General features: G+C 66.7%; 20 protein-coding genes and 1 rRNA gene. 13 read left to right on the forward strand and 8 right to left on the reverse strand.

Annotation, left to right across the window (positions count from 1 at the left end; all coding sequences use genetic code 11):
• Positions 1-17: 17 nt before the first annotated feature.
• Complete coding sequence (locus tag O1R50_RS22655) at positions 18-1,142, forward strand: hypothetical protein (protein WP_270112518.1); 1,125 nt, start codon at positions 18-20, stop codon at positions 1,140-1,142.
• A gap of 332 nt (positions 1,143-1,474) precedes the next feature.
• On the opposite strand, the gene O1R50_RS22660 is transcribed toward O1R50_RS22655, so the two are convergent.
• A complete protein-coding gene (locus O1R50_RS22660) occupies positions 1,475-2,254 on the reverse strand; it encodes a hypothetical protein (protein WP_270112519.1) in 780 nt (259 codons plus the stop codon).
• 157 nt (positions 2,255-2,411) lie between these two features.
• On the opposite strand from O1R50_RS22660, the gene O1R50_RS22665 reads away from it, so the two are divergent.
• On the forward strand, positions 2,412-3,569 hold the full coding sequence (locus tag O1R50_RS22665; protein ID WP_270112520.1) for a hypothetical protein: 1,158 nt from the start codon (positions 2,412-2,414) through the stop codon (positions 3,567-3,569).
• 287 nt (positions 3,570-3,856) lie between these two features.
• Here the strand turns inward: O1R50_RS22665 and O1R50_RS22670 are convergent, their stop codons facing one another.
• Entirely contained in the window at positions 3,857-4,399 is a 543-nt protein-coding gene (locus O1R50_RS22670) for a hypothetical protein (protein WP_270112521.1), read from the reverse strand.
• Between the two features lie 182 nt (positions 4,400-4,581).
• Positions 4,582-6,072 (reverse strand): hypothetical protein, encoded by a 1,491-nt coding sequence (locus O1R50_RS22675; protein ID WP_270112523.1) that lies wholly within the window; start codon positions 6,070-6,072, stop codon positions 4,582-4,584.
• A gap of 438 nt (positions 6,073-6,510) precedes the next feature.
• Here O1R50_RS22675 and O1R50_RS22680 point away from each other — a divergent pair, with 438 nt between their 5' ends.
• The 3 genes from O1R50_RS22680 to O1R50_RS22690 all read left to right on the forward strand — a co-directional run bounded on the left by O1R50_RS22680 (position 6,511) and on the right by O1R50_RS22690 (position 9,617).
• The gene (locus O1R50_RS22680; protein ID WP_270112525.1) at positions 6,511-6,987 is read left to right on the forward strand and encodes a hypothetical protein; all 477 of its coding nucleotides are present in this window, start codon (positions 6,511-6,513) and stop codon (positions 6,985-6,987) included.
• 89 nt (positions 6,988-7,076) lie between these two features.
• Complete coding sequence (locus O1R50_RS22685) at positions 7,077-7,919, forward strand: hypothetical protein (RefSeq protein WP_270112526.1); 843 nt, start codon at positions 7,077-7,079, stop codon at positions 7,917-7,919.
• Between the two features lie 303 nt (positions 7,920-8,222).
• Positions 8,223-9,617, forward strand: a complete 1,395-nt coding sequence (locus tag O1R50_RS22690) for a S8 family serine peptidase (protein ID WP_270112527.1) — start codon at positions 8,223-8,225, stop codon at positions 9,615-9,617.
• 119 nt (positions 9,618-9,736) lie between these two features.
• Here O1R50_RS22690 and O1R50_RS22695 read toward each other — a convergent pair whose 3' ends face one another.
• Together O1R50_RS22695 and O1R50_RS22700 are read right to left on the reverse strand one after the other, a co-directional pair.
• Positions 9,737-10,963 carry a hypothetical protein gene (locus O1R50_RS22695; RefSeq protein ID WP_270112528.1) on the reverse strand — a complete coding sequence of 409 codons (1,227 nt, stop codon included), beginning with the start codon at positions 10,961-10,963 and terminating at the stop codon, positions 9,737-9,739.
• A 47-nt stretch (positions 10,964-11,010) separates the two neighbouring features.
• A complete protein-coding gene (locus tag O1R50_RS22700) occupies positions 11,011-11,601 on the reverse strand; it encodes a hypothetical protein (RefSeq protein ID WP_270112530.1) in 591 nt (196 codons plus the stop codon).
• 535 nt (positions 11,602-12,136) lie between these two features.
• On the opposite strand from O1R50_RS22700, the gene O1R50_RS22705 reads away from it, so the two are divergent.
• Together O1R50_RS22705 and O1R50_RS22710 are read left to right on the forward strand one after the other, a co-directional pair.
• Positions 12,137-12,427, forward strand: coding sequence for a WXG100 family type VII secretion target (locus tag O1R50_RS22705; protein WP_270112531.1), 291 nt, complete (start codon positions 12,137-12,139; stop codon positions 12,425-12,427).
• 56 nt (positions 12,428-12,483) lie between these two features.
• Positions 12,484-12,753 (forward strand): WXG100 family type VII secretion target, encoded by a 270-nt coding sequence (locus O1R50_RS22710; RefSeq protein ID WP_270112532.1) that lies wholly within the window; start codon positions 12,484-12,486, stop codon positions 12,751-12,753.
• Between the two features lie 142 nt (positions 12,754-12,895).
• Here the strand turns inward: O1R50_RS22710 and O1R50_RS22715 are convergent, their stop codons facing one another.
• Entirely contained in the window at positions 12,896-14,233 is a 1,338-nt protein-coding gene (locus O1R50_RS22715) for a S8 family serine peptidase (RefSeq protein WP_270112533.1), read from the reverse strand.
• Between the two features lie 185 nt (positions 14,234-14,418).
• On the opposite strand from O1R50_RS22715, the gene eccE reads away from it, so the two are divergent.
• Positions 14,419-15,675: a type VII secretion protein EccE gene (gene eccE, locus O1R50_RS22720; protein ID WP_270112534.1), complete on the forward strand. Its 1,257-nt coding sequence runs from the start codon at positions 14,419-14,421 to the stop codon at positions 15,673-15,675.
• On the forward strand, positions 15,672-17,333 hold the full coding sequence (locus O1R50_RS22725) for a hypothetical protein (RefSeq protein ID WP_270112535.1): 1,662 nt from the start codon (positions 15,672-15,674) through the stop codon (positions 17,331-17,333). Before eccE ends, O1R50_RS22725 begins: the two co-directional genes overlap by 4 nt.
• 57 nt (positions 17,334-17,390) lie before the next feature.
• On the opposite strand, the gene O1R50_RS22730 is transcribed toward O1R50_RS22725, so the two are convergent.
• Together O1R50_RS22730 and O1R50_RS22735 are read right to left on the reverse strand one after the other, a co-directional pair.
• The gene (locus O1R50_RS22730; RefSeq protein WP_270112536.1) at positions 17,391-18,731 is read right to left on the reverse strand and encodes a hypothetical protein; all 1,341 of its coding nucleotides are present in this window, start codon (positions 18,729-18,731) and stop codon (positions 17,391-17,393) included.
• Positions 18,732-18,806: 75 nt separating this feature from the next.
• A complete protein-coding gene (locus tag O1R50_RS22735) occupies positions 18,807-19,490 on the reverse strand; it encodes a hypothetical protein (protein WP_270112537.1) in 684 nt (227 codons plus the stop codon).
• A 608-nt stretch (positions 19,491-20,098) separates the two neighbouring features.
• Between O1R50_RS22735 and O1R50_RS22740 the strand changes: the two genes are divergently transcribed.
• From O1R50_RS22740 to O1R50_RS22755, 4 genes are all read left to right on the forward strand, one after another.
• Positions 20,099-22,666: an Rne/Rng family ribonuclease gene (locus O1R50_RS22740; RefSeq protein WP_270112539.1), complete on the forward strand. Its 2,568-nt coding sequence runs from the start codon at positions 20,099-20,101 to the stop codon at positions 22,664-22,666.
• 284 nt (positions 22,667-22,950) lie between these two features.
• Entirely contained in the window at positions 22,951-23,250 is a 300-nt protein-coding gene (gene rplU, locus O1R50_RS22745) for a 50S ribosomal protein L21 (protein WP_205324359.1), read from the forward strand.
• A gap of 12 nt (positions 23,251-23,262) precedes the next feature.
• Entirely contained in the window at positions 23,263-23,532 is a 270-nt protein-coding gene (gene rpmA / locus O1R50_RS22750; protein ID WP_228092821.1) for a 50S ribosomal protein L27, read from the forward strand.
• An 826-nt stretch (positions 23,533-24,358) separates the two neighbouring features.
• Positions 24,359-24,437, forward strand: a 16S ribosomal RNA gene (locus O1R50_RS22755); the annotation flags it as partial.

Below are 24,437 nucleotides of genomic sequence, written 5' to 3' on the forward strand. Positions count from 1 at the left end.
GGACACCAAGGCCCCGAATGAAACCGCTGCTCACCCGCCCCGGATCCGAAGCCACCATCCCAAGCGGCACGGCCGAGACCGCGGTTCCGCACACCCGCACGCGGCCCCCGATCAGCGTCCAGGCGATCCGCCTCCTCCTCATCGCCGCCATCGCCACGGTCATCGCGACCTGGCTCTGGGCCTTCCAGGGCGTCCAGGCCTACGCCTGGCCCGGCGTCGACAACGACCTCGCCGCCCGCGGCCTCGCCTACCTCGCCATCCTCGGCCCTGCCGTCCCGGTGAACCTCCTCGCCGCGATCCGCCTCGCCCGAAGCGGCAGACGGGCCCGGCTCTACCTCGCGGCCGCGGCGGCCCTCGCCGTCGTCCAGACCGTGCTCCTCCTGACCCCCAGCGCGATGCCCTCGGCCGACACCATGAGCGACGGCTCCAACAACGTCGGCATCCGCCACCTCGCCACCGTCGGCCCCCTCCTCTTCGCCGGCCTCTGGCTTGCCACCACCTCCAAAGCCCGCGCCTGGCTCAGCCTCGACCCGAGCCCCCGCCGCACCTACTTCATCCCCGAAGCGGCCGTCTGCAGCATCGCGCTGGCCGGCGCGCTGCTCCTGGGAACCGAAGTGCGCCAATGGGCCAACGCCTACACCGAACCGCTTCCCCCTGGCGGCGAATACGCCGAGGCCGGCACTTGGGCCGCCCTCGAGCAGGCCGTCACCGAGACCACCGACGCCATCCCCGAGTTCGCAGGCTTCACCACCCGCACCCTCGACGTCGTCTCCTGCGAGTACGCCACCCCCACCGGCAACACCACCTACCGGTACGAGCTCACCTACGAACTCCGAGAAACCGCCTCCGCCCCCATCGCCACCCGCTGGGCCCAGGGCGACTTCACCCTCACCTACGACGGCGACACCCTCGCGGGCAACCGCCGCATCACCGCCGAACGCGACTTCCCCGTCATCGAGAACGCCGCCTACCCGACCGCCACCGGCATCCACGCCATCGCGCTCGCCTACACCGAGGCCGGACCTCCGACCCTCCACCTCGAGAGCCCCTGCGTCGAACGCACCACCGCACCCACCGAATGCATACTGCCCCAAGGCGACCCGGCCACCGACACCATCAACGGCGTCACCTGCCGCAACTGAGAACGCACACCTGCGTTGCGCTGCAACCAGACCGCGCTCTCGGCAATCCTCCGGTGATGGCACTCCGCCGTCCTGGCCGGCGCGAGGTATCCATCGGCAGGAGGCCCGGACGCTGAGGCGCTCCTGCGCGGCGTTCAAACCGTTGTCGACACCGGACGCGTCACCGCGCTCAACATCGCCTGCACCTGGAACCCGGGAGGTGAAGATCCGGACGGTCTCCGCGAGCACCTGGTGTCCGCGGTCCTGTCCAGCCTCGCCGATCCGGCATGAGGCCCCGTCGGCCTTCCCCGTATCGGCTGCCCCACGGGCACTTGCGAGACATCACTCAACCCCTACCAGGTCGGCACGAACTCGGTCAGCGAAAGATCCGCACCAGCCGGAATGTCCTCGGTCCAGACCCGGAGCTCCCGAGTCGAATCCCCGGGCGGCAAGCTCGAGTCCTGGTGCACATCAGTACCACCCACCAGGGCACCGTCGCTGTTGCGGAAGATCGCCGACAAGTGCGGATCGACCGCATGATCGGCGCTATTGGTGATCGTCACCGAGTACCGCTTCTCGCGCTGCGACTCGTCCCCGGTATCGACCGCATCGACCCTGGTGCTCAGCGGTGGCTCCTGCAGTTCCGGGGGCGTCTCGCCGTCGAGCGCGAACCACCCCAGCAGCACTACCTTGACCTCGACGACCGAATCGGCTGGGAAGTCGTCGCCGACATAGATCGAATCGCCGACGAGGACCTGGCCGCCGGGCAGCGTCATCCTGCTGTAATCGGGCTCGAGCCCGCGGGCATCGTAGAGAGTGACGCCGTCGGCATACACCTGCAGCGCGAAATCGGCCGCGTATTCGCTGTGGGTGTTGCGAACCGAAGCACCCCAGGTGAGCGAGGTGCCGTCCATCGAGATGCCGAAGCCGAACTCCTCGACCGAAACGACCTCCGCCGCCGGAGTCTCCTCGTCAGGCCGCACCTCCGCCAGCGGGAGGAAATCGTCGAACACCTCCCCGTCCGCCGGCTCCGGTTCTGCATCACTCATCGGCTTCGGATCCAGAAAACCCGTGCTGTCCGGGGTCCAGACCGATGCGTAGACCAGAGCCAGGATCGAAACGACCAGACCCACGGCGAACTCCCAGTCCGGGATTCGAGGTCGTTCGGGCGCAACGGGTTCAGGTGAGGGGACCACCCGGCCATCATAGAAACCGGGCGCAACCGGGTGGATTCACCGCAGTACGGTGAGTCGCAATCCCCCAGAAACCCGAGCCGCCCAAGGAAACCCGATGGTCGTCCGCCGACTCCCGCCCGATCCTCGCGCCGTCCAGCACTGGCCCGACGTTCCGATGCGCCCCCGCACCCGCCGCCGCCTCGCCATCGCAATTCCGCTGATCCTGGTCCTCGCCGCGGCCGGTTGCACCGCTCGCTGGATGTACACCGACCGCCAGTCGAACGAACCCGTCGAAGCCCTGCGCGCCTTTCTCGAAGCCTCCCGGTCCGGCGATGTGGAAGCGGCGCTGTCCCTGACTTCAGGCGCTCCCGAGGGCACGGAGGAGCTGCTCGTCCCCGAAGCGATGAGCGCGGAATGGGAAATCCTAGATCTCGGCTTGAATTTCTGGTCCCCGACCAGCGAACATGCGGATGTCTGGGCCACCGTCAAGGGCCCCAACGACACTGAGCTCACGACCACGTTCGACCTGATCCAGATCGGCAACGGCGACTGGAAAGTGGACGACCCGTTCACGACCCTGTCCCTTGAAGATCTTCCCGTGCCCTACTTCGACGTCAACGGGTTCACGCAGCCACTGGAAACCGATCCGCGCGAGGGCTACCAGTTCGCGCTGCTCCCCGGCGTCTACCAGCTCTATGAGCAGCCCCCTGCGTTCTTCACCTACGAAGCCGAGCCGTTGCTCGCCCTGGGGGACATGCTGGTCAACGCCGACGGCGCCGAAGTTCCGCACCTCCGCGAAACCTTCGAAGGGTTCACCCTCACCGAGGGCGGCGAGGCGGAACTCAACGAACGGCTCACCGCCTACCTCGACGAATGCATGGCCAACCCCGAAGGCCCCGAGACCTTCGGCTGCCCGTTCGGATTGCAGGAACGGGACATCGACGTCGAGGACTTCACTCTGGCCGACGACAACCGCTGGGAGATCATCGAATATCCGCAAGCCGCCGCCTCCGGGTACCGCAGCGCCGTCTATACACAATCCGAGCTCGTCCTGCTGACCCGCCATGAAGGCCGCGCCCGCGTGACAGCGTCCGACGAGGCGACAGGCGAGCAGGTCGTCCTCGAATGCCCGCTCACCACTCGCGGCCTCTACCTGGCCTTCGGCCAGACCGGCGACTACACGATCGGCCCGAACCAAGACCCGAACGCCTCCACCGATCCCGCCAGGACCTCCTGGGACGACGGCTACGAATCCCTCTGCGAGCCAACCTGACCGAAAAAATGGAGGCGCGCCCGGCTTACTCGGTGTCGACCTCGCCGTCAGGCGAAGGGGCAGTACTGAATCTCTTGCGTGGAGACAAGCTCCAAGCACGTATCGATGTGTGCCTTGAGCGCGTTCTGGATTGCGATGATGGCGTCCCCATCCGCCGTAGGAACCGCGGCTGGAGTGAAAGCCGGCTCATCATCTCCCGGCAGTATCGCTACCGGCTCCTGGACTGATCCGTGGAACTCGTAGATCCCTGGTATCCCCCGGCGTTCCCGAAGGTGTGCCTTCTTCGCCTACTCTCGCTCCAACCCGTCCACTACAGGCGGTACGATCACATCAAGAATTTCGTACGAGGCCTCGGCGAGCTCCTGCTCCGGGATTGAGCCGCTACTGTTCGAGGCGAATTCCTTGGGCACCACGAAGTACAAGTTCGCGTTCACATAGAGGTTATCCAAGCTTGTGAAAAGGGTGAACGAGAAGACCTTGCTATCCTCCATGAAGTAGGTGTCTTCCCATTTGAACCTATGCGAAGTCCCTTTCCATTCTTCGAAGTAAGCCGCCTCCGGGACCTTGTTGAAGTCCAGATCGCCACTCAGGCTCTCGGGGGGCCATGGCGAGGAGCCGTCGGTGGTAAAGAAATCAACACCGCCACCTCCTAGCACGATTGAGTCGAGCCCGTCGAGTGCTTCATAGCCGCTTCCACCCCAGTATCCGCACGACAGTGCATCTTGGGAGTCCGGGGCGGTGAAATCTTCCCGATAGCCGTACTCATCCGGTGCCGCATACTCGGCAGGGAAAGCCTCAGATGCAGCGCAAGCCTCAGGGTCGATCTCCATGGCGAATTTTGGAACTGCTGCTGGAGACGAACTCAATTCAACTTCGCTCTGTCCATCAGAGGAGTTTTCCGTCGGCCCTGTGCAACCTGTAAGAGCGAAGGCAAACAGTGCCGCCATCACAGCCGCCGAAGGCGCGCTTGCGACCGCGAGTCGCCGCGAACTTGACTCCCGCAACCAGCCCATCATGCTGTTCCTTGCTGAGGCTCAGGCGCGGGGTGGTCCCACCCTTCGGGGTCGTAGGCGATTTCCGGCTCGCCTTCGGCGGCTTCCGGCTGCGTCCCTGGCTCGCTTGTCCGGTCAGTCGCCTCGGCGAGTTCTTCGGCCTCGCTGCCTGAAAGTGGGGATCCTTGCTGATTGGATTCCAACGATTCCTCCCAAGATTCGAAGCTGGCCGCGGCTTCACTATCCGATTCCGCGTAGCTCCGAGCGGCTTTCTCGATCTGTTCGCCTGCGAGACAGTAACGCCCGATCGTGGTGGAAATGAAGTTGAGGAAGTCTTCTCGCATGGCCTGTACCCGAGTATCGGCGTCCGTTGGGTTGCCATCCTGATCGACCATGTGCGAATCCGCTGAATAAACATCGCCGAGCTGTGATCGAAGTTCTTCGTAAGCATCGGCGATCCCATAGCAGACCTGCGCCAAGTTCGTCATAACGTCGATGTCAGCGCTGAAATTGCCGCCTTGCCCCGAGGTTCCTTCAGGGTTGTTCTGCGTGATGTCGTACAGCTCCAGCGTTTCAAGCCTTGCGGAACCGATTGCGTTCTCGACCGTCTGCGATTCAGTTCGGTAATCGGCTTCGCTGTACTCGATGTCTCTCTTCATCTCATCAAATGCATCTGCGAGACCTGATGCCACTTCTTGTGGCTCTGACTTGAAGTCGGTGTCTTTCTTGGTCGGCTTGAGCTGTGAGCCGAGCCATCCGACGAACGCAATCGGAGCGCCGATCGCTGCGCCTGGGCCAGTCAACGCTAATGCTGCGCCGATCCCCTCAACAACGGCCCACCGCTTTGTGAGGTCGACATCAGTCGTCGCCGTAGCCCCGAGAGACTCAGTCGCCGAACCGATCAGGTCGAGAGTATTTCGCCGGTTCTCATCGATGATCGTGGCGCGCAAGTTGATCAGGTACCCGAGCGCATTCGCAATCAGGGCGTGATTATTTAGTGTAGGACTGATGGTGTGAAAGAACCCGGCAGCGGCTTCGTCCGCTGCGGCGCCGGTCCACCCAACCATCCAGGAGGGAGACGAGCCCTGCCCCACATACGCGATTGAGCCGATGGCCTCGGCGAGAGAGCTTCCCAGCCCGTCAAGCTCAAGCGAGAAGGACCCTTCCATGTCCCAGCTGTCGCCGCCTTCGATAAACGCACCGCATGCCTGTGATGCGTTTCCAAAAGCGTCTCGCGCCGCACGAAGTCGAGGGATCTGCGGGCTCGCGAACTTCGGGATACGTTCCAGGATCCAGTCGCGGTCCAGCGCTGCCCATTCGGCGGTTGCGGTGATGAGTTCAGGTGCTTTGCAAGTGAAGCCTTGGGTGCTGCTGCCGTCACTGAGGTACTCCTGGGGGACGTAACCAGAGCAGGTGATCGTACCCATGGGGGTTCCTGGTTCGTTCTCCGCGAACCACTGCTGGAAGGAGCAGTAAGTGGCATGGGCTTGGTCGGCTTCGGTGAGTGACAACGAGATCCCTCCCTCACCTCCCGAGTGAGCAGGCCCAGCGATGGACCCGCTGGAGTATCCGTTCAAGGCCTCGCAGGCCTTCCGCATATAGCGGTCGGCCAGGGCCAGGTGGAAACCGTCGAGCGCGATATTGACCTCGTTCAGATGTTGGCTCGCGCCGCCCGCGGACCTTCCTCCCCCGCTCATTGCCATGGCAGCGCCCCATCCAGTGAGGTGGCGAGAGGTGTGGGTGGTGAGTACATGGGGAATCGTCTCTCATGTCGATTTTGCGAGTCGCGATCAGTTATACCGCAGGCACGCAAAGCACGGGGTACGTGCGACAGTGAGGGTTCGAATCAGCAGAGGTCGGCGAGGTGCGTGGTGTGAAAGGGAACAGTTTGCTTTGTGTCGTACGGTATTGAACACGTTCCTCCGTCCCGGATACTTCGGAGGTTCTCGATGATGGCCTGGTTGCGGCAGGAGCATTTCGCGATGGCGAACGAAGTCGGGTTCAAGGTTGTTGAGCGGTTGCTCGCGGATGAACCGGCTCGGGTTGTGTGGATCTGGGTTGACGGTGTGCCGCTTGAGGAGTGGGCGCGGCGGGTGGAGCTGCCGTTCGCTGAGGCGGAGGGGAAGCCGGATCTGGCCGGAGGGTACGAGGGCTTGTCCGCGAGGATGGACATTCTCTGGCCCAGTCGGCACTTCCTCGGGGAACCAAGGTATTCGTGGTTTGACGACGGCGACACCGTGCTGCTCGGGTGCACCTGCGGCGACTGGGGCTGCTGGCCGCTCGTCGCCGATGTGGTCGAGTCCGAGGATTCGGTGAGCTGGAGTCGCTTTCGGAACGGGCACCGAGCGAACTGGGACCTGGAGGCGGTGGGGCCGTTCATTTTCGAGCGTCCGCAGTATGAGGCCGCTCTCCGCCAGGCCGAGTGAGAGACGGATCTGCATCGGCGAGCGCCGACGGTCGCTGAGCCTCGAGCGCGGGGTCAGTTCGGGTGGCTTTGTGGAGTTACGCTCTGCGCATGAGTTACACGCCGCCCCAAGGACAACCTGCGGGCTACGGACAACCCCAGTTCTCGAACCAGGCGCCGCAATACCCGCCTCCCGGCAGCCACGGATACGGCACCGGCCAGTTTCAACCTCCAATGCCGCCAGCGCCTCCCAAGCGGCGGACTGGACTCGTCATCCTGATCGTCGGAGCCCTCGTTCTCGTGGCGGGCGGTGTCGGCGCCTACTTCCTCTCCCGCGGTGATGAGACCGGCGACGCCTCTGCGGGGGGAGACGGGCAGGCCAGCGCGAGCGCCGAGCCCGAGGCCGCCGAATCGAGCGCGGCTCCCTTGCCCTGCGATCTCAACTACCCGGACCTTGGCACCTCGACACCGGCTCCGAGCGAAACCTGGAGCCCGATCCGATTCGATACCGCGGACGGCAACGGCGGCGTCTCGGACGCGCCGGTCGGCTGCCTCGTCATGCACGACGAGGACAACATGTCGTACATCGAGGCCGGCGCCTGGCCCGAGGCCAGCTTCTACGATCCGACGCGCCTCGGATACTCCGCGGCATTCGTCGCAACGGCATGGGCCGAAGGCGAACAGATCGGCGGCGCGGACGCTGTCGAAAAGGTCGTCGGTACCCCAGAAGCCGGCGAGATGGACATCGACGGCCACGCTGCCGGCTGGTGCGAGGTCCGAGTCACCTGGCAGCCCGCGAGCGGGGAGCCCGAGACCCACGAAGACATCGCCGTCCTCGTGGTCGACATTGACGGCAGCTCCGCATTCATCGCCTTGGCAAGCATCCCGGCCGTCGGAGAAGACCTCTACGAGGAAGCCACCGTGGCCCTCCTCTCCACCACATTCGCCGAATAAAGGCGAGCGGAAACTCGGAACGATGACGTTGCTGGGCACATGCTCTCGTGGTTCTTCCAGGACATGTGCCCAGATCAACCGGGCTCACGAGCCCGCGGTTGGTCCGGTATCTTGTGGGACAGAGCGGACCGCGCTGTAACGACAGGCACACGGAAGGGGTCTCACCCTATGGCCACACCTCTCACGCCAATCCCTCCGCAACCACAACCAGCGCAACGCAGAGCAAGCCTTCGTGCCGCCTTCGGCGCCGGATTCGCAGCCTTGGCCACAGCAGCCGTCGTTGCGGCGACTCCGAGTGCGGCCTTGGCCCAGGACGACACCATCACAACCGAGAACGCCTGGGTCACTGACCTGCTGCAAGCACCGGCAGCGTGGGAAACCACGAAGGGCAAGGGCATCACCGTCGCAGTCCTCGATACCGGCATTGGTGAGCACCCGTTCTTCGAGGACAAGGACATTCTTGACGGCCATTCGGTTTTCGACAATGGCGATGGCACCGCTTGGCACGACACACACGGACACGGCTCCGCTGTAGCGGCTGGAGTTCTGCTTGCTGCCCCTGAGGCGACCATCATGCCGATCCAGATGGATGCTGGCGGTAGTGAGGACGTCGGACTCGGCGACGGGGCATTGGGCAGCGAAGACTTCGAGGCGTTCCGGTGGGCCGTTGACAACGGCGCAGATGTTCTGGTATTTCCATGGGTCCTTACTGGTGCCGAAACTGTGTTCACCGGTGAATATCTTGAGACTCTTCAGTACGTCATCGACAAGGGCGCGATCGTCGTCGCAGGTGCGGGCAACGACCCTGCAGAAATGGTGGGTTATCCCGCAAGGATTCCCGGGGTTGTTGCGGTGACAGGTACCGATCAGAGCGGGAACATTTGGTACGAGAACACCACGACAGGTCCGGAAGTTGCTGTGGCTGCACCGGCCCATGCGATGACAGTTCCTATGCCGCAAGACGAAAGCACAGGGGTCACTGAGCTCTACAGAGAAATCGGCGGCGGCACCTCAGTGGGTTCCGGACTTGTAGGTGGAGTGGCGGCACTGACATGGGCCTCGCACCCCGATCTCGATGCGAGCAACGTGATCCAGCGCCTTATTCAGACTGCCGGAGACGGTACCGGCACCCGAAGCGAAGATGCGGGCTACGGGCTCGTGAACGCGGACCAGGCAGTCCATGCGGAAGACGTCGAGGAAGTCTCGGAGAACCCGCTCGGCTACCCGATGGGGGAGGCTGGCGCCAGCGGCGCCTCGCCCGATGACGGTGGCTCCGAGGAGCCTGCCGAAACTGGTGCCGCGGGTGAGTCTGGAGGCCCGGCGGCCGGTGGCGCCGAGGCTAATAAGGAATCGAACCTCTCGAACATCATCGTGATCGCTGCTGCTGTCGTCCTCATCGGCGCAGCCGTTGCGGTATGGCTGGTCCTTCGCGGTCGGGGCAAGAAGAACGCCGCTGTGGCAGAAGCGGTGGCGCTCAACTCGAACAACGGTCCAGTCCCAGGCGGATACCAGCAGCCGCCCGCGATGCAGCAGCAATACGGCGGACCCCCGATGGGTGGCGGCCAGGGCTACGGTGCGCCGCCACCCGGTCCACAGGGCTACAGCAGCCCTCCGCGAGGGCAGCAAGGGTTCAACGCTCCGCCCGCCGGTGGCGATCAGGGCACGCCGTGGCGGCCAAGTGATCCGAACCGGCAATAGGATCTAGCGAGGACCCCATGCGCAATGCGCATGGGGTCCTTCTGTTTTCATCCCGCTGGAAATGATTAAGGGGCGGATGGTCTCGGCCATCCGCCCCTTAATCATTTGGTCACCGACTGTCAGTCCTCGTCATCGTCGTCAAGTTCCTCGCGACGGACGTTGTTCTGGCTCCAGTCGACATCATCCTCGCGCAGCCAGGTCTCGCGGGTGTACGTCTCTTCCTCGTCATCGTCGCTGTACCCGGAGCGGGTGCCACCACGAGGGCCATTGCCGCTGCCGCCGCGGCTGATCGCGTTGCGGCTGGACGAGGAGAGGCGGCTTCCGGTGTTGCTGCGGGTGTTGGCACCGGATCGAGCGGGGCTCGAGCCGGGCTTGCCGCCGTTCGCGCCGGAGCGCGCGGGACTGCTTCCGGCGCCACGACCGCTGGTCGATCCTGAACCACCCTGAGTGGGTCCGAACAGTCCTGCGCCGCCGGGGAGGCTGGAACCGCCAATGCCGCTGGTGCCACCGACGGTGGTGAAGTTGCCGCCACCGCCACCTGGAACGCCGCCGGTGGCAAGACCGCCGGTGACGTCCGCGTCGACGTCGTCGTAAGAGCCGTAGTTCCAGTCGTTCGCGACTGGCTCGAAGTCGTCCGGCGAGTCGGCGAAGCCGTCACCGTCCGTGTCGGCGGACTGGTTCGTAGGCATGCTGTCGAGCGAGTTCGACCCGCTCAGTGCCGTCTCGGAGAACACGCCACCTGTCGGCTTCGTGTAGGTGTTGTTGCCGGGCATGTCGCTCGGAGGAGGAGGCGGAAGTTCAGTTTCGATCCGACTTTTCTCGGAGGCGTAGACGTCGCCAAGATCCGCCACGATCTGGGCCATCTCCTGATGCTTCGCGTTCCGGTCATTCTCGTACTCCTGCTGCCACTGAGTCTTCTTCGACTGGGCCTCAGCGCTGGCAGGATCAACCTGCTTCGTGCTTTCGACCCAGTCCTCATACTCTTCCAAGAAGACGGGGTTGAGCGGAGTTGCGTTGTCCTGGGCTCTCTTCAGCGCTTCAGCCAGAGCCGGCATGGTTGATTCGCCATAATCTTGCATGCCGCCCTCGGCCTGGACGCTGTACTGCTTGACGAGGTTCATGCGGTTTTCGAACTCGTCCGAGGCAGGTCCGGTCCACTGCGTGCGCAGCGAGGTGACGTGCGTGGTCAGCTCCTCGCGGGCGGCCTTCATGCCGCTCGCAGCGGAGACCCAGACTGAGCCCGCGCGCTCGACGGCGTAGTCGTCACCTTCGTGGAGCATGTCCCAAAGCTGTTGGTGGGTATAGGTGCTCTTGTAGTAGTCGACACCTTTGCCAGTGGCGGCCATCTTCGACTCCTTTCTAGGGGGTCAGGTCTTCAGCGGTCAACGAGGACTTAGAGCATCTCAATCGGCTCTTCAGAACCGGACTCGCCACTGGTGGAAGTATCGGTGCCGTTCTGGTCTCCCGACTTGACCTCGTCGACATCGCTGGCCGTGATGCCGCCGCCGCTGGATTCGAACTCGCTCTGGATGTTCACCACGTCGGCAGAGACGTTGCCGTCGTTCTCCAGGTAGCTGGTCTTGATGTCCTCGCTGACGACGCGGCCGGTGTCGAGCCCGTGGTAGACACGGTCGAGTTGCTCTGCCCGAGTGGGATAGAAGACGGTCCGGTATACCTGCTGCAGTTCAAGAGCGTCGTCGAAACCGCCGAACTTGGGGTTCAGGGTGTCGATCTCCGCCTGGTAGTAGCCCGCCTGGGGGTACGCCTCGGTGTAAGGACGTGTGACGACCGTGCTGCCGCTGAGCAGCTGTGCACGGAAGGTCGCGAGGTCTTCGATCGTGGAGCCCAGTTTGGTGATGAACTCGTCGAAGGAATCCTCGGTCATCTGGGTGGTCTGCCCGGTCGCGGTGTTCGTGACCGAGTACAGGTTCTCGCTCGCGTCGTAGCTAGCTGTGTAGCCGGTACCGGCGTCCAACAACGTCATCACCTCGGTGCCATGATCGGGTTTGCAGGGGGATATCGACCCGAGCCGTTCGGCGTGACGCGGCGGGCACGGTCGCTCGATTAGTGCTGATACCAGCATACCGAGCTTGAGCAACTAGGACCGAACAGGTAGTCCGGGATGGCACGAAAGTGGGAGTTCTGGACACACCCAGCCACCAGGGGCGTTCACCGCCTTCGGCGACATCGTGGCGCCGGCTGTTCCAGCCGTCGCAGCGGACCCTTCGCCCTGGTAAGCCTGGTTTGTGCACTCCCTTGTCCCGCAACCGAACGCGCAGTCGAATGAACTCACCCGATCGGGGGAAGTCGACCTGCGGAGCTGGCACAAAGTGGGGATACACGGCCGCCCTCAATGCTTGTAAACTCAGAGACGCACCGCCAACCCGGTGAGTTTGCACGGACGGGTTATGGTGACTGCGGAATCGATCAAAACTCACTGGGATACCCCTGCAGGCCTAGGTCTCTAGCGCCTCAGCCCCCGGTTTATCACTTGGAGGTGAAATATGGCCGGTGTCGCAATGGACACAGAAACAGTCGCCCAAGCCGCGACTGACACGGTCAACGCCAAGCTCTCGGTCGACGGCAACCTCGACCGACTGAAGGCCCTTTGCGACGAGCTCGCCGCTTCCTGGTCTGGCCAGGGTGCCGCCGCGTTCGCCAACGTCATGCAGGCGTGGGACGCCGAGGCTGCGAAGCTCCTCGACGCGCTCCAGGACATCGCCGACAGCCTCGACTCCTCGGCTGCTCAGCAGGCGGAGCAGGACGCCCAGTCCAGCTCCGACTTCGGCGCCTTCGACTCCGAGCTCTAACTGACCTTCCCCCCATACCTTTAGGAAAGAGGTGAACCATGGGTTCTCGTATTGCTATGAGCTACGAGGAGCTCGAAGCGGCAACTGCCGAGATCGCGTCGCAGTCTGGTGAAATGACCAGCACGCTTGCCGACCTCCGCACCCAGCTTGACGCCCTCGACTGGCAAGGTGCCGACAAGGACTCCTACGAAGAGGCTAAGGCCCAGTGGGACGCGTCCTTCGAGAAGATCAACGACATCCTCGAGGCTGTCGGCCGCGCGGTCGACAACGCGAAGCAGCGCTACCAGGAGACCGAGGCTGCGAACGCGGCTCGGTTCAACGGGTAGCAGCTTCTCCGAGCTCGAAGACGACCGGAAACCCGGGTAGTCCGCCAGGACGGCCCGGGTTTCTTCGCGCCCAAGGAAAGCGGCACTCAGGAACGTGAAAGGGCGGGAACCTCGCGGTCCCCGCCCTTACGTCAAGCCTGCGTCAGTCGGTCGCGGCCTTCACCGGGACCACGTCCGGCTTCCGGGTGCCCGGCCGCCAACGGCGGTTGCGGCCCTTCGGGATGATCTTCTTCAGCACGAGCACCAGAGTGACGAGCACGATCGCGATGCCGACGCTCGCCCAGGCCATGGTCTTCTCGGTACGGAGCGGGTCGTAGTCCGGGTCGAGGCCGACGATCGACTGGCGGTCCTCGTCGGCGATCGGCGTCGAGCTCGGCTCCTCGCTCGGGGCCTCGGACGCCGTGTCGGAGACGATCGCCGCCGGGTCCTCGATCGGGGCGGTCAGCGCCGCTCCCACGTTGAGGATGCCGTGGCCCTGGTAGATGTTGAACTCGTTCGGCGGGTGGATCGCGGTCTCCTGCAGGCGCTGCTGGATCCACGCGGGCGTCGCCTCGGCGCCGTACTGGCCTTTGAGGAGCGCGGCCGCCCCGGCTACGAACGGCGCGGCGTAGCTCGTGCCCTGGTCCACGAACCATTCGCCGGAAGCGTGCGGGAACGGCACCTCGACACCGGGCGCGAGCAGGTCGAGGTTGTTGCCGAAGTTGGTTCCCTCGTACCAGTTCCCCTCCGGGTTGTGCGCCCCGACCGCGATGACCTCGGGGTAGTTGGCCGGATAGAACGTCTGCTTGTCCGCGTCGATCTTGTCGTCGTCCATGTGCGAGGTGGCGTTGCCCGAAGCGGCGACGATGACGACGTCCTTCTCCATGGCGTACTCGACGCCGGCGGCGAGGTCAGGGGATTCGAGCATCACCGAGGAGATGTTGATGACGTCGGCGCCGTGGTCGACCGCGTCGATGATCGCGAGGCCGACCGCCTTGCTCTTGTTCGCGTCGCCGCCCTCGTCCTTGCCGCCGGTGAACACCCGGATCGGCAGGATGTCGGCCTCGGGCGCGACGCCGACGAAGTCCGGGTCGCCCGGGTTGCCGATCGGATTCCCAGCCGCGATCGCCGCCACCGCTGTGCCGTGGCCGCTCGAATCGCACTGCCCGTTGGCGGCCGCGTCAAACCAGTCGTAGCCGGGCAGGAGGCGGCCCGTGAACACGTCGGCCTCGCGTACCGAAGCGACACCCGAGTCGATGACGGCGATCGTCACCGGATCGCCTTCCTTGGCGCCCGTCTCGAATGTGCCGCGGTTGTACTGCTGCGCCTGCTCTAGACCGATGAAGTTCTTCGCCCACTGCTCCTTGTTGAGCGGCTCGCCGCCCTCGGCGATCGGAATGCATTCGCCCCGATCATTCTCGGGAGCCAATGGCAGGTTCCACCCGTCCGGCTGCGCCAGAGCAGGAGTGGTCGTCAGCATGACCGTTCCGGCGGTCGCCATTGCGACAGCGGCGGAATAGAGAGGTATACGCGGGAGGAATCGCACCCGGTCAGTCTAACGCCGCAATACCAGCGAGCCGGTCCACCCATATGGGCCCGAAACACCGGAAGGGCGGGGGCCCAAGCGGTGGACTCGTCCGCATACGATGGATACGACCACTCACCTTCATCTTGGAGACGTCGCCCATGACGATGCTGCAGGCCCAACAGCAAGCTCGCGGCACCGCGTCCGTGCAAGCCCAGCAGGGCAACGGCCCGGCCCCCGGCGAGTCGGTCGTGTTCACGACCCGTTCGACCGGCAGGCTCGGCCCGCTCACGGTCGCGCAGCTCATCACGATCGAGCTGGCGCTCACGCTCGCGTTGGCGTGCCTCGCGTTCGGCATGATCCCGGGTGCCGCCGGCGGTGCTGTCGCGCTGGTCGTGCTCATCATCGTGTTCTGGCGCAAGGGCGACTACTGGTGGTACCAGACCTGGCCGCTCAAGTCGCGCATGAAGCGGCGCATCCGCGCCCTCGACCCCGAGCAGCTCACCGAGGTCCTCCACCGGATCGCCCCCGACCTTGGCATCACCGGCATCGAGGACCGCGATGAGAACGTCGGCATCGGCCACGACAACGGCGGCTGGTTCTCCGTCATCGAGATCGGCACCACCGATGAGGGAACGAAGGCCGTCCCGCTCGAACGCCTCGAGCGGCTCTTCGACGAGACCTCCGTGCCCGTCACCGCGGTGCAGCTCATCGGCCACACGACCCCGGTCGGCTTGAGCGCCTACGACAACAGCCCCGCCTCCCGCTCCTACCGCGAGCTCCTCGGCGACTACCCCGCCGTGGTCCACCACAAGGCCTGGCTCGCGGTCCGCCTCGGCGCCCGCGACGCCCGCGAGGCGACCGCCGAGCGCGGCGGCGAGGTCGACGGTGTCTACAAGGCACTGGCCTCGACTTCGCAGCGGGTGAGCAAGCTCCTCGGCAACGTCGGCGTCCCGAACCGCATCCTCGACGCCGAGGGCGTGCGCGAAGCGGTCTCGCAGTCGCTCGGTGTGGCGTTCGCGCCGGTTCCGGGCGAGCGCACCGCCGAGGAGTGGAGCCACTGGTATGCGGACGGCCTGCGCCACGTCGCGTATCGGATCACCAAGTGGCCCACCGACGCCGCGTCCCTGCACCGCACCGGCGACGCGCTCTCGGGCGTGCCCGCCGCGTTCGTGACCGTCTCGACCGTGGTCACCGCGGGCACGAACGGCAAGGTCAACCCCGACGGCCGCGTCACCGGACGGCAGCTCGCCGTCGACGGGATCGTGCGCCTCGCACTCGACCAGTCCTCGTGGGAGTCGGCCCAGAACCAGCTGCTGAACGTCGCCGACCAGCTCGGCGTCCGCCTGCAGCGCCTCGACGGCGAGCACGGCCCCGCCGCCTACGCATCCGCCCCCACCGGAGGAGGCCCCCGATGAGCGACCGCAACAACGGCAACGTCTACGGAGGCGGCACCTACCAGGGGGGCACGTACCAGAGCGGCGCCCACCGCACCGGCCGCCACACGGACGACGACGAAGAGCAGCAGCGCGGGGCCGTGGACGACGAAGGCTCGGGCACCGCGAAGATCGGCCGCGCAGGCGCATCCGGTGCGGCCACGCCGCCGCCGAGCGCCCGCGGCGGCGCGACGCCCCCGCAAGGCGCCGTCTATGGCGGCCAACCGGGTCAGACCGGCAGCCAGCCGTCGCAGCCGCCCGCGCAGGGCGCCGTCTACGGTGCCCCCTCTGCGCGCCAGGGCCAGCAGCCCGCCGCGCCGCAGGCCCGTCCGGCTTCGCCCCCGCAGGTGCCGAGCGCCCGCGGCGGCGCGCAGCCGCCGCGCCCGGCGGCCCAGCCCGTGCCGCCGCAGCAGCAGACGCCCCGGCCGCCCGAGATGCGCCCGCCGTCGCAAAGCCAAGTGCCGCAACCGTCTTCGCCGCCGCAGTACCAGCAGCCGCAGCGTCCGCCGGCCCAGCCGCCGACGCAGGCCCGGGCCACGCCGCCTCCGGCGCCGCAGCCCCAGGTTCCGCAACCGCCTGCGGCGCAACCGCCTCGGCCGCAGTACCAGCAGCCCGCGCCGCCGCCCCAGCAGTCGTCGGTCTCGCCGGTCTCCGCCGCGCCCGTCAGCGCGCCCTCGATATCCCCGGTCTCGGCGCAGCCGATCTCGGGCCAGCCGATGTCCGGCAGCCCCGTCTCCGGCCAGCCGTTCTCCGCGCAACCCGCGTCGGCCCAGCCGTACTCGGGCATGCCCTACTCCGGCGCCGCCCCGATCACCGGCGGCCCGATCAGCTCCCTGCCGACCTCGGCGGGCCTCTTCGGCGTCGGCTCGGTCTCGGCCGGTCCCACCGAGGGCACCGTCTACGGCCTCCCGGTCACCGACCGCGCCGTCGAGACCGCCAACGACGCGGGCCGCCCCATCGAGGCCGTCAAGCCCGCCCCGCAGATCCCGACCGCGCGGGCCCTGGAGCTCATGACCTCGGCCAGCCCGCCCTCCGGCCTCGTGATCGGACGCGACGCCGAGCAGGTGCCCGTCGTCGCCCCGTTCTTCCGCCCGGAGGAGACCCGCATCAACCTCATCGGCGGCGTCTACCTCGCCCGCCTGCTCGTCTTCCGCGCCTTGGCGATCGGCACCCGCGTCGCGGTCTGCACGACCCGCCCGCAGGAGTGGAACGGCCTGGGCGAGACCGCGACCGGCCGCAACGACCGCCTCGCGGTCCTGCACGGCGACCAGCCCGTCACCGTCGAGGCCAGCCAGCACTCCCCGGCGCTGTACGTCTACGACGTGGGCGAGCGCGGCTCACAGACCAAGCCGGTCCTCGGCCCCTGGCGCACCCAGCTGACGGTCCTGCCGCGCCTCACCAACTACGCCGACGAGCTCACCGGCGAGGCCCACATGACCGTCCTGCAGCGGCTCACCGCCGAAGAGGCTCAGATCGCCCGCTCGGCGATCCGCGTCAACCAGGAAGTGCTGCAATGGCTCCAGATGCTGCACGACGACATGATCGCGATGCTCCGCAAGGGTCAGAAGGAGCGCTACCTTTGGTGCTCCCCGACCTCGATCGAGGCGCAGATGTTCGGCGCACCGATGCGAACGTACTGACCAAGGCATGAAAAAGGGGCGGGGCCGATCGGCCCCGCCCCTTCACGCTTTCGTCGGCTAGCTCGCGTCACGCCAGTTCTCGAGGTACGCGTTCGCGATCGCCAGCGCCAGGTCAGTCAGACCCTGCTGGTCCATCGCGGCATCCTCGGTCACCGAGATCCGCACCACCGTATAGGAGTTGTCGTCCTGCACATGGAGGTGGAAGTTCGAGGTCCCCTCCTCGGGGACGCGCGAGACCGCCGCGGACTGGTCGCCGATCGACGGCGCCGGGTCCACCAGGGTCCAGGCCTCCTGCTCGCCGATGTCTCCGGTGCCCAGCTTGAAGTTGACGCTGGCCTTCGCGTCGGAGTCGAGCACCATGCTCTCGACCTCCACCAGCGCCGTCGCCCGCTCGACCTCGCCGTACGTCAGGTCGCAGGACTGCGCCCACCCGCTCCGCTTGTCCTCGGCGTCGCCGACGGCCTCCGGCTCCGCACCATCCACGATGGACTCGATCGGAGCGGTGTCGACCAGCGAGCACGGCTCCGAGCTGCCCTCGTACGTCAGGTTCGTCTCCGAACCGCCCGTGCCCTCGCCGCCGCCGTCGTCGCGGTTCATGAACCACCACACGCCGCCGCCCACCAGAGCCAGCGCGACCACCGCACCGATGATCTTCGGCACCGGGCTCGACTTGCGGGCCCGGCTGCGCACCTTCTGGAAGTCCGAACGCCGCCGCGGCTCCTTCGGCATGTACCCGAGCCGCCCGATCGTGGTGGTCTCGCCGCCGCCCCACTCGCTCCGAGACTCGTCGGCGAACGCGGCCTCCTCGAACGGCTGATCCCTGGGAGAGGGCGATTCCGCACGACCCGGCTCGGCGCCCCGCGGCTGGAACTGCGGCTCACCCGCACCGCGAGGCGAACCCGCCTCGCGCCTGGGCGGGGAGCCGGCGTCACGCCTCGGCGGCGAACCCGCGCCCCACTGCTCCGCACGCGGCGTGGAACCGGTCACCGGGCCGCCTTGCGGGCGCCTCGACTCATAGCCCCCGGACTGCGGAGAGAACTGCTGCTGCGGTGATTGGTACTGCGGGGACTGGCCGGTCTGCCCCGGCTGCGGCCCGCGGCCCGCTCCAGGCCCGCCCGCGCGCGGTACGCCGCCGCGAGGGTCCTGCGAGGGCCGTCCCGCCTGCGGCATCGGGCGCTGGCCGCCCTGGGGGCCGCCTGCCTGAGGTCCACCGGCCTGCGGGCCGCCGACGCGCGGCTGGCCGCCGGCGGGAGTGCGGGGGGCGTTCGGCTGCTGGCCGGGTTCGCCCTGCGCCCCGCGCGGTCTGCCCGCTTGGGGCCGCCACTGGCCCGCGCCCGGCCGCTGCCCGTCCTCGGGCTGCTCGTCGTATGCCGGGCCAAAGGGTGGTGTGGCGCTCACGATGATCCTCCGCGAATGATTCCCGGCGTGTCGACTTGACGCCGCGGTAGTCACCGCCAGCTTAAAGGGAGCCGCCTAATTCGCCACTCGGGGGAGCGCGTCGATGAGGCCCGCGCCGAGATCCTCGGCCAGCTGCCGCACATCGCCGCCCTCAGGCGGGACGCCGGTGAAGAACAGGTTGATGCTCAACGTCACGTTGGCCGTCTGGATGTGGAGGCGGACCTGCGTCTCCTCGCCTTCGGCAACGGTCACGACCGCCGCCTTCTCGCCGATTCCGCTTACGTTCTCGGTGGTGAAGCCCTTGGACGCCTCGAAGTCGAGGACCCCGGCGTGCGCGGCCCGCGCCTTCGCCGAGTCCTCGTAGACCTGCACCGTGGAGAAGAGCGTCACCAGGCGGTAGGCATCGTCCCCGGTGTACTCGGCCGAATAGGTGCAGTTGAAGGTCCGCACTTCATCCTTGGAGGACTCCTCGGGGTTCCGCGCCTGCTCGGTGTCGGCCCAGGGCGTGAGCAGCTCCGCGTTCACCGAGAGTTCGCACAGGTCGCCGATCTCCCCCGCGTCGACGGCGGGCGCCTCGTCCCCGTTTCCGGACGACCAGTAGAGGACGGTGGCCCCGCCCGCAAGCAGGAGCGCGACCACGGCGAGCACCCAGCCCACGCTCGTGAGCTGGCGGAAGAGGTCGGCACCGCGATGCCGCCCCTGGTAGGTGGAGGGTTTCCCGTCCGCCCGGGGTTCCTCGGACTTGTCCGAGTCGATCACCTGGAGTGCGATGGTCGTCGTCCTTACAGTGCCGAAGCTTGCGAGGTACGCGCTGGCTCAGCTGGGAGGCTCGCTGCTGACGCGCCAGCCCACAGCTTATCGAGTACATGGGACACGGGCCACGCTCCGACCGTGCCAACCGCGAGGAGTCGTGTTTTCTCACCCTTTCGTGACGGGTCGCACTGAGAGCGGCGGCACCGGTCTGCTGACCGGCTCGGCGAATGACGCAGAGTGTGCGATACTCGACCTTGTCGTACCGCACACAGCTACGGACGGTGCGACCTGGAGATGTCCTGTCCGCGTCCCTCACGACGGCGACGGACTTGACCACTCGGCTGGGGCAGAGGTTGAATTCCCAGCGCGAGTTGAGGCTTTCAGTGCGGCCCGAACGGCATGATTTGAGCGCCGGAGCATGGCTCGCCAGCCTCTTGGGCGAAGCGAGCCGGATGTCGGCCTCGCCACGCCGGGAGGACCGCACTCTGATGCCGCGCCCGTGCGGCAGCGGATGCAGATCGCATCACGCGCCCGGGCGGCGGCTGGAATGGAGATTTATTCATATGCGCGAGAATGAGCCGCGCGAACAGGTTCCCGTTGTCGCGGTGACCTTCATGGCTCCTCAGAAACCGAAGAACGACGAGCCTCCGGCGGATACGCCGCGGACCGAGCGCCCCCGCGCCGCCGCAGCGACCGTCGCGCCGATGTTCGCCCCCCCGCCGAAGGTCCAGCCCAAGGCTGCCGAACCCAAGGCCGAACCCGCCAAGCGCGAACAGCGCGAGGAAGAGCCTGAGCCGCGCCGCGGCCAGGCGAAGAAGACGCAGGCCAAGAAGGCCCAGCCCCAGGAGCAGCAGGCGACGCGCAAGCGCACCCGCAACCGCTCCGAGAACCGGGCCGCAGAGAAGACCGCCGCGGACAGGTCCGGTGCCGACAAGGGCCCCGAGAAGAGCGACCGCGGCGCCGACAAGCCCGAGCCGAAGGCCGAAGCGCCCGAGGTCGAGGACTTCGACGACGACTTCGACGACGATGACGACTCCGAGGCCGGGCGTCGCCGCCGCGGTCGCCGGGGCCGCCGCGGCCGCGGGCGCGGGCAGGGCGGCGCCGGCCGGTGCGGCGGCGGGGACGTGAGCGGCGCCGAGGACCGCGAGTCCGAGGACGAAGACGACGAGGACTCCGAGGCCGACGGCCCCGAGGTCACCCGCCGCCGCCGTCGCCGTCGCCGCCGCGCCGGCTCGGAGGACTCCGACCGCTCGCGTCCCGACGACTCCGACGACGACGCCGAAGTGGTCGTCAAGGTCCGCGCCCCGCAGCGCCGGGCGATGTCCTCCAACGAGGAGGTGCGCGGCGTCTCCGGCTCCACCCGCCTCGAGGCGAAGCGCCAGCGCCGCCGCGACGGCCGCAAGTCCGGCCGCGGCCGCGTCCAGGTCGTGAGCGAGGCCGAGTTCCTCGCCCGCCGCGAGGCCGTCGAGCGCCAGATGGTCGTCCGCGTCCGCAACGGCCGCTCGCAGGCGGCCGTCCTCGAGGACGGCATCCTCGCCGAGCACTACGTGTCGAAGTCCGGCACGCAGGGCCTGGTCGGCAACGTCTACCTCGGCAAGGTCCAGAACGTGCTCCCGAGCATGGAGGCCGCCTTCGTCGACATCGGCCGCGGCCGCAACGCCGTGCTCTACGCCGGCGAAGTGAACTGGGACGCCACCGGCCTCGCCGGCAAGGCCCGCTCGATCGAGCAGGCCCTCCGTCCCGGCGACGCCGTGCTCGTCCAGGTCACCAAGGACCCGGTCGGCCACAAGGGCGCCCGCCTGACCAGCCACATCGCGCTGTCGGGCCGCCACCTGGTCTACGTCCCGGGCGGCAACGCCTCCGGGATCTCCCGCAAGCTGCCCGACCGCGAGCGCACCCGCCTGCGTGCGGCGCTCAAGAAGCTCGTGCCCGAAGGCGCCGGCGTGATCGTCCGTACCGCGGCCGAGGGCGCCGGTCCCGAGGAGCTGGCCCGCGACATCTCCCGCCTCCAGATGGAGTGGGAGGAGATCCAGGCCAAGTCGAAGAAGGGCAACGCGCCGAGCGTGCTGCACTCCGAGCCCGACGTGCTCATCCGGGTGGTCCGCGACGTCTTCAACGAGGACTTCAAGGAGCTCCTGGTGGAGGGCGACGAGGCGTACGACGAGATCCACAAGTACCTCGAGTCGGTCTCGCCGGAGCTGCTGCCGCGGCTCAAGCGCCACACCGGCACCAAGGACGTCTTCGCCGAGATGCGCGTCGACGAGCAGCTGCTCAAGGCCCTGGACCGCAAGGTCTACCTGCCTTCGGGCGGCTCGCTCGTCATCGACCGCACCGAGGCGATGACCGTGATCGACGTCAACACCGGTCGCTTCACCGGCGAGGGCGGCAACCTCGAGGAGACCGTCACCAGGAACAACCTGGAGGCGGCCGAGGAGATCGTGCGCCAGCTGCGCCTGCGCGACATCGGCGGCATCATCGTGATCGACTTCATCGACATGGTGCTCGAGTCGAACCGCGACCTGGTGCTGCGCCGCCTGACCGAATGCCTGGGCCGTGACCGGACCAAGCACCAGGTCACCGAGGTCACCTCGCTCGGCCTGGTCCAGATGACCCGCAAGCGCGTCGGCCAGGGCCTCATCGAGGCCTTCTCCGAGCCCTGCGAGCACTGCAAGGGCCGCGGGGTCATGGTCCACACGGACGAGATCCTCGGCAACACCCGCAAGAAGGGCAACGGCGGCGGGGGCGGCAGCGCCAACGCGAACCAGCCTCAGGGGCAGCAGAACCAGGGTGGCGGCAAGAAGAAGCGCGACCGCTCCAAAGGCCAGCAGCAACAGCAGCAGGGCCAGCAGAAGCAGGAGCAGGCCGAGCCCCACGTGAAGTCCGCCGCGGCCGAGACCGCGAAGATCGCGGCCGCGCTCACCGAGCACGACCACGAGGACTACGAGGACGTGGCGATCGTCGACGAGACCGACGAGCCGATCGCCTCGGGCGATGCGGACGAGGCCGAGACCGTCGTCGAGACCGAACCCCTGGACTTCGCCGCCGCGACCGAGGAGGCCGTCCCCGCGGACGCCGACGAGGTCCTGGCAGCAGAGCAGACCACCGCTGACTCGTCCACCGAGGCAGCGGAAGCCGACACCGAATCCGGCGACGAAGCCGGATCGGCGGCGTCCGAGCACTAGGACGGCCCGGCGCCGCGGACTGTGACGTTCGCGGCGCTGAGCTGATCCCGATGCCGGAACCAGCGGGTACATGACGTACCCTAGTGAGCGGCCTATAGAGCCCTCAGCTTTTCCTCCCCGGAACAACGGGGATGAACGCGGAGCTCGATCGGCGGGCCGGCCCAGGTGACGTTCGCGAAACCGAAGACCGGCAGGTGCGTGGCACCGCGAAATTGACAGACACCGTTCCCCTGCGGGGAACTCATTTCCCCGCACCGGGGAGGACCCAAGGAGACCGCGTCGACATGTACGCAATCGTCAAGACTGGCGGAAAGCAGTACAAGGTCGCCGAAGGAGACGTCCTCGAAGTCGAGAAGCTTCAGGGCGCGCCCGGCGACACGCTTACGCTGCCTGCGGTGTTGCTCGTCGACGAAGGCACTGTGGTCACCGACGCCTCTGGCGTCACGGTGAGCGGTGAACTTCTCGAGCACACCAAGGGCCCGAAGATCAAGATCCACAAGTACAAGAACAAGACCGGCTACCACAAGCGCCAGGGGCACCGTCAGCCGCTGACCCTCGTGCGGGTCACCGGCATCACCAAGTAAGGGGTTGGACAGATGGCACACAAAAAGGGCGCATCCAGCTCCCGCAACGGGCGCGACTCCAACTCCAAGCGACTTGGCGTCAAGCGCTTCGGCGGCCAGCACGTGAGCGCGGGCGAGATCCTCATCCGTCAGCGCGGCACCAAGTACCACCCGGGCGACCTCGTCGGCCGCGGCGGCGACGACACGCTGTTCGCTCTGGCCGAGGGAGAGGTTCTCTTCTCCTCCAAGCGCGGTCGCAAGCTGGTCAACATCGTCCCGACCTCCACTGAGGTCGCGGCGTAAGACCGGAGCGGCAACGCTCGAAAGCATGAACAAGGGCCGGGCCCGTCGAAAGACGGGCCCGGCCCTTTTGCGTACCCCCCTTCGTCTTCGCCTGCGCCCCAGCGGCTCCGCGATGGCGCCGGGACATGCACACCGATCGCAACGGGTTGTTCACCGCGACGACCCCGGAATGTCGGACCCTTCCCCTAGGTTCGAACCAGGACCCCGCGACGAAGCGAGCAAGGCCGGCCCGCCGGCGCGCGCCTTCGGATGGCGCTTCGGCCGATCCGATTGCGTTGCAGCGATATCGCCGCAGCTCAGCGCCGTCGCGATCGAAAAGGGGACCCCCTGTTTCGTGCCCTCGAAAGGGCGTGTAATGTTGTCCTAGCCCGAGGGGGAACGGAACAGCCGAAACGGACTGGTCCGGAAGCCGCCGGAGACCAGCGACAAACTCATAGAGTTTAGGCGCGGTCCGGAAGCTGAATCTCGGGGAATCTTTGAGACTCACTGGAGTTTCGATCGTGTGTGACACGGGTCAATCGATCCGAAGTTTGCAGAGCGATTCGAGGCTGTTAGAGTTGAGAGGTTGCTCCGGCTGAGGTCGAATCCAATTATGGATCGTCTTGAGTTGGCGTGTTGTTTGAGAACTCAACAGGGTGTTTGGATGGTCAGCGTGCGGGCTGACTGGGGATTGCTGGCCTAGGTGCTGGTGGTTTCTGGTTGGTACTGTTTTTGACTGTCTTTTCCTTGGGACACTTGCTTGGTGTCCCGTTGAAAATCGGTCAGGACATGCTTCGACACCTACCAAAGTCGCTATGGTCTTCGGATTGTAGTGCGCAACAGGTTTTTGTTGGAGAGTTTGATCCTGGCTCAGGACGAACGCTGGCGGCGTGCTTCACACATGCAAGTCGAACGGAAAGGCCCGC

Source organism: Glycomyces luteolus (genome assembly GCF_027622875.1).
Lineage (GTDB): Bacteria > Actinomycetota > Actinomycetes > Mycobacteriales > Micromonosporaceae > Glycomyces > Glycomyces luteolus.

Coding starts and splice junctions, on each gene's coding strand:
- O1R50_RS22655 (WP_270112518.1), top strand. CDS start 18: ATGAAACCGCTGCTCACCCGCCCCGGATCCGAAGCCACCATCCCAAGC.
- O1R50_RS22665 (WP_270112520.1), top strand. CDS start 2,412: ATGGTCGTCCGCCGACTCCCGCCCGATCCTCGCGCCGTCCAGCACTGG.
- O1R50_RS22670 (WP_270112521.1), bottom strand. CDS start 4,399: ATGGAGATCGACCCTGAGGCTTGCGCTGCATCTGAGGCTTTCCCTGCC.
- O1R50_RS22680 (WP_270112525.1), top strand. CDS start 6,511: ATGATGGCCTGGTTGCGGCAGGAGCATTTCGCGATGGCGAACGAAGTC.
- O1R50_RS22685 (WP_270112526.1), top strand. CDS start 7,077: ATGAGTTACACGCCGCCCCAAGGACAACCTGCGGGCTACGGACAACCC.
- O1R50_RS22695 (WP_270112528.1), bottom strand. CDS start 10,963: ATGGCCGCCACTGGCAAAGGTGTCGACTACTACAAGAGCACCTATACC.
- O1R50_RS22700 (WP_270112530.1), bottom strand. CDS start 11,601: ATGACGTTGTTGGACGCCGGTACCGGCTACACAGCTAGCTACGACGCG.
- O1R50_RS22705 (WP_270112531.1), top strand. CDS start 12,137: ATGGACACAGAAACAGTCGCCCAAGCCGCGACTGACACGGTCAACGCC.
- O1R50_RS22710 (WP_270112532.1), top strand. CDS start 12,484: ATGAGCTACGAGGAGCTCGAAGCGGCAACTGCCGAGATCGCGTCGCAG.
- O1R50_RS22715 (WP_270112533.1), bottom strand. CDS start 14,233: ATGGCGACCGCCGGAACGGTCATGCTGACGACCACTCCTGCTCTGGCG.
- eccE (WP_270112534.1), top strand. CDS start 14,419: ATGACGATGCTGCAGGCCCAACAGCAAGCTCGCGGCACCGCGTCCGTG.
- O1R50_RS22725 (WP_270112535.1), top strand. CDS start 15,672: ATGAGCGACCGCAACAACGGCAACGTCTACGGAGGCGGCACCTACCAG.
- O1R50_RS22740 (WP_270112539.1), top strand. CDS start 20,099: ATGGCTCCTCAGAAACCGAAGAACGACGAGCCTCCGGCGGATACGCCG.
- rplU (WP_205324359.1), top strand. CDS start 22,951: ATGTACGCAATCGTCAAGACTGGCGGAAAGCAGTACAAGGTCGCCGAA.
- rpmA (WP_228092821.1), top strand. CDS start 23,263: ATGGCACACAAAAAGGGCGCATCCAGCTCCCGCAACGGGCGCGACTCC.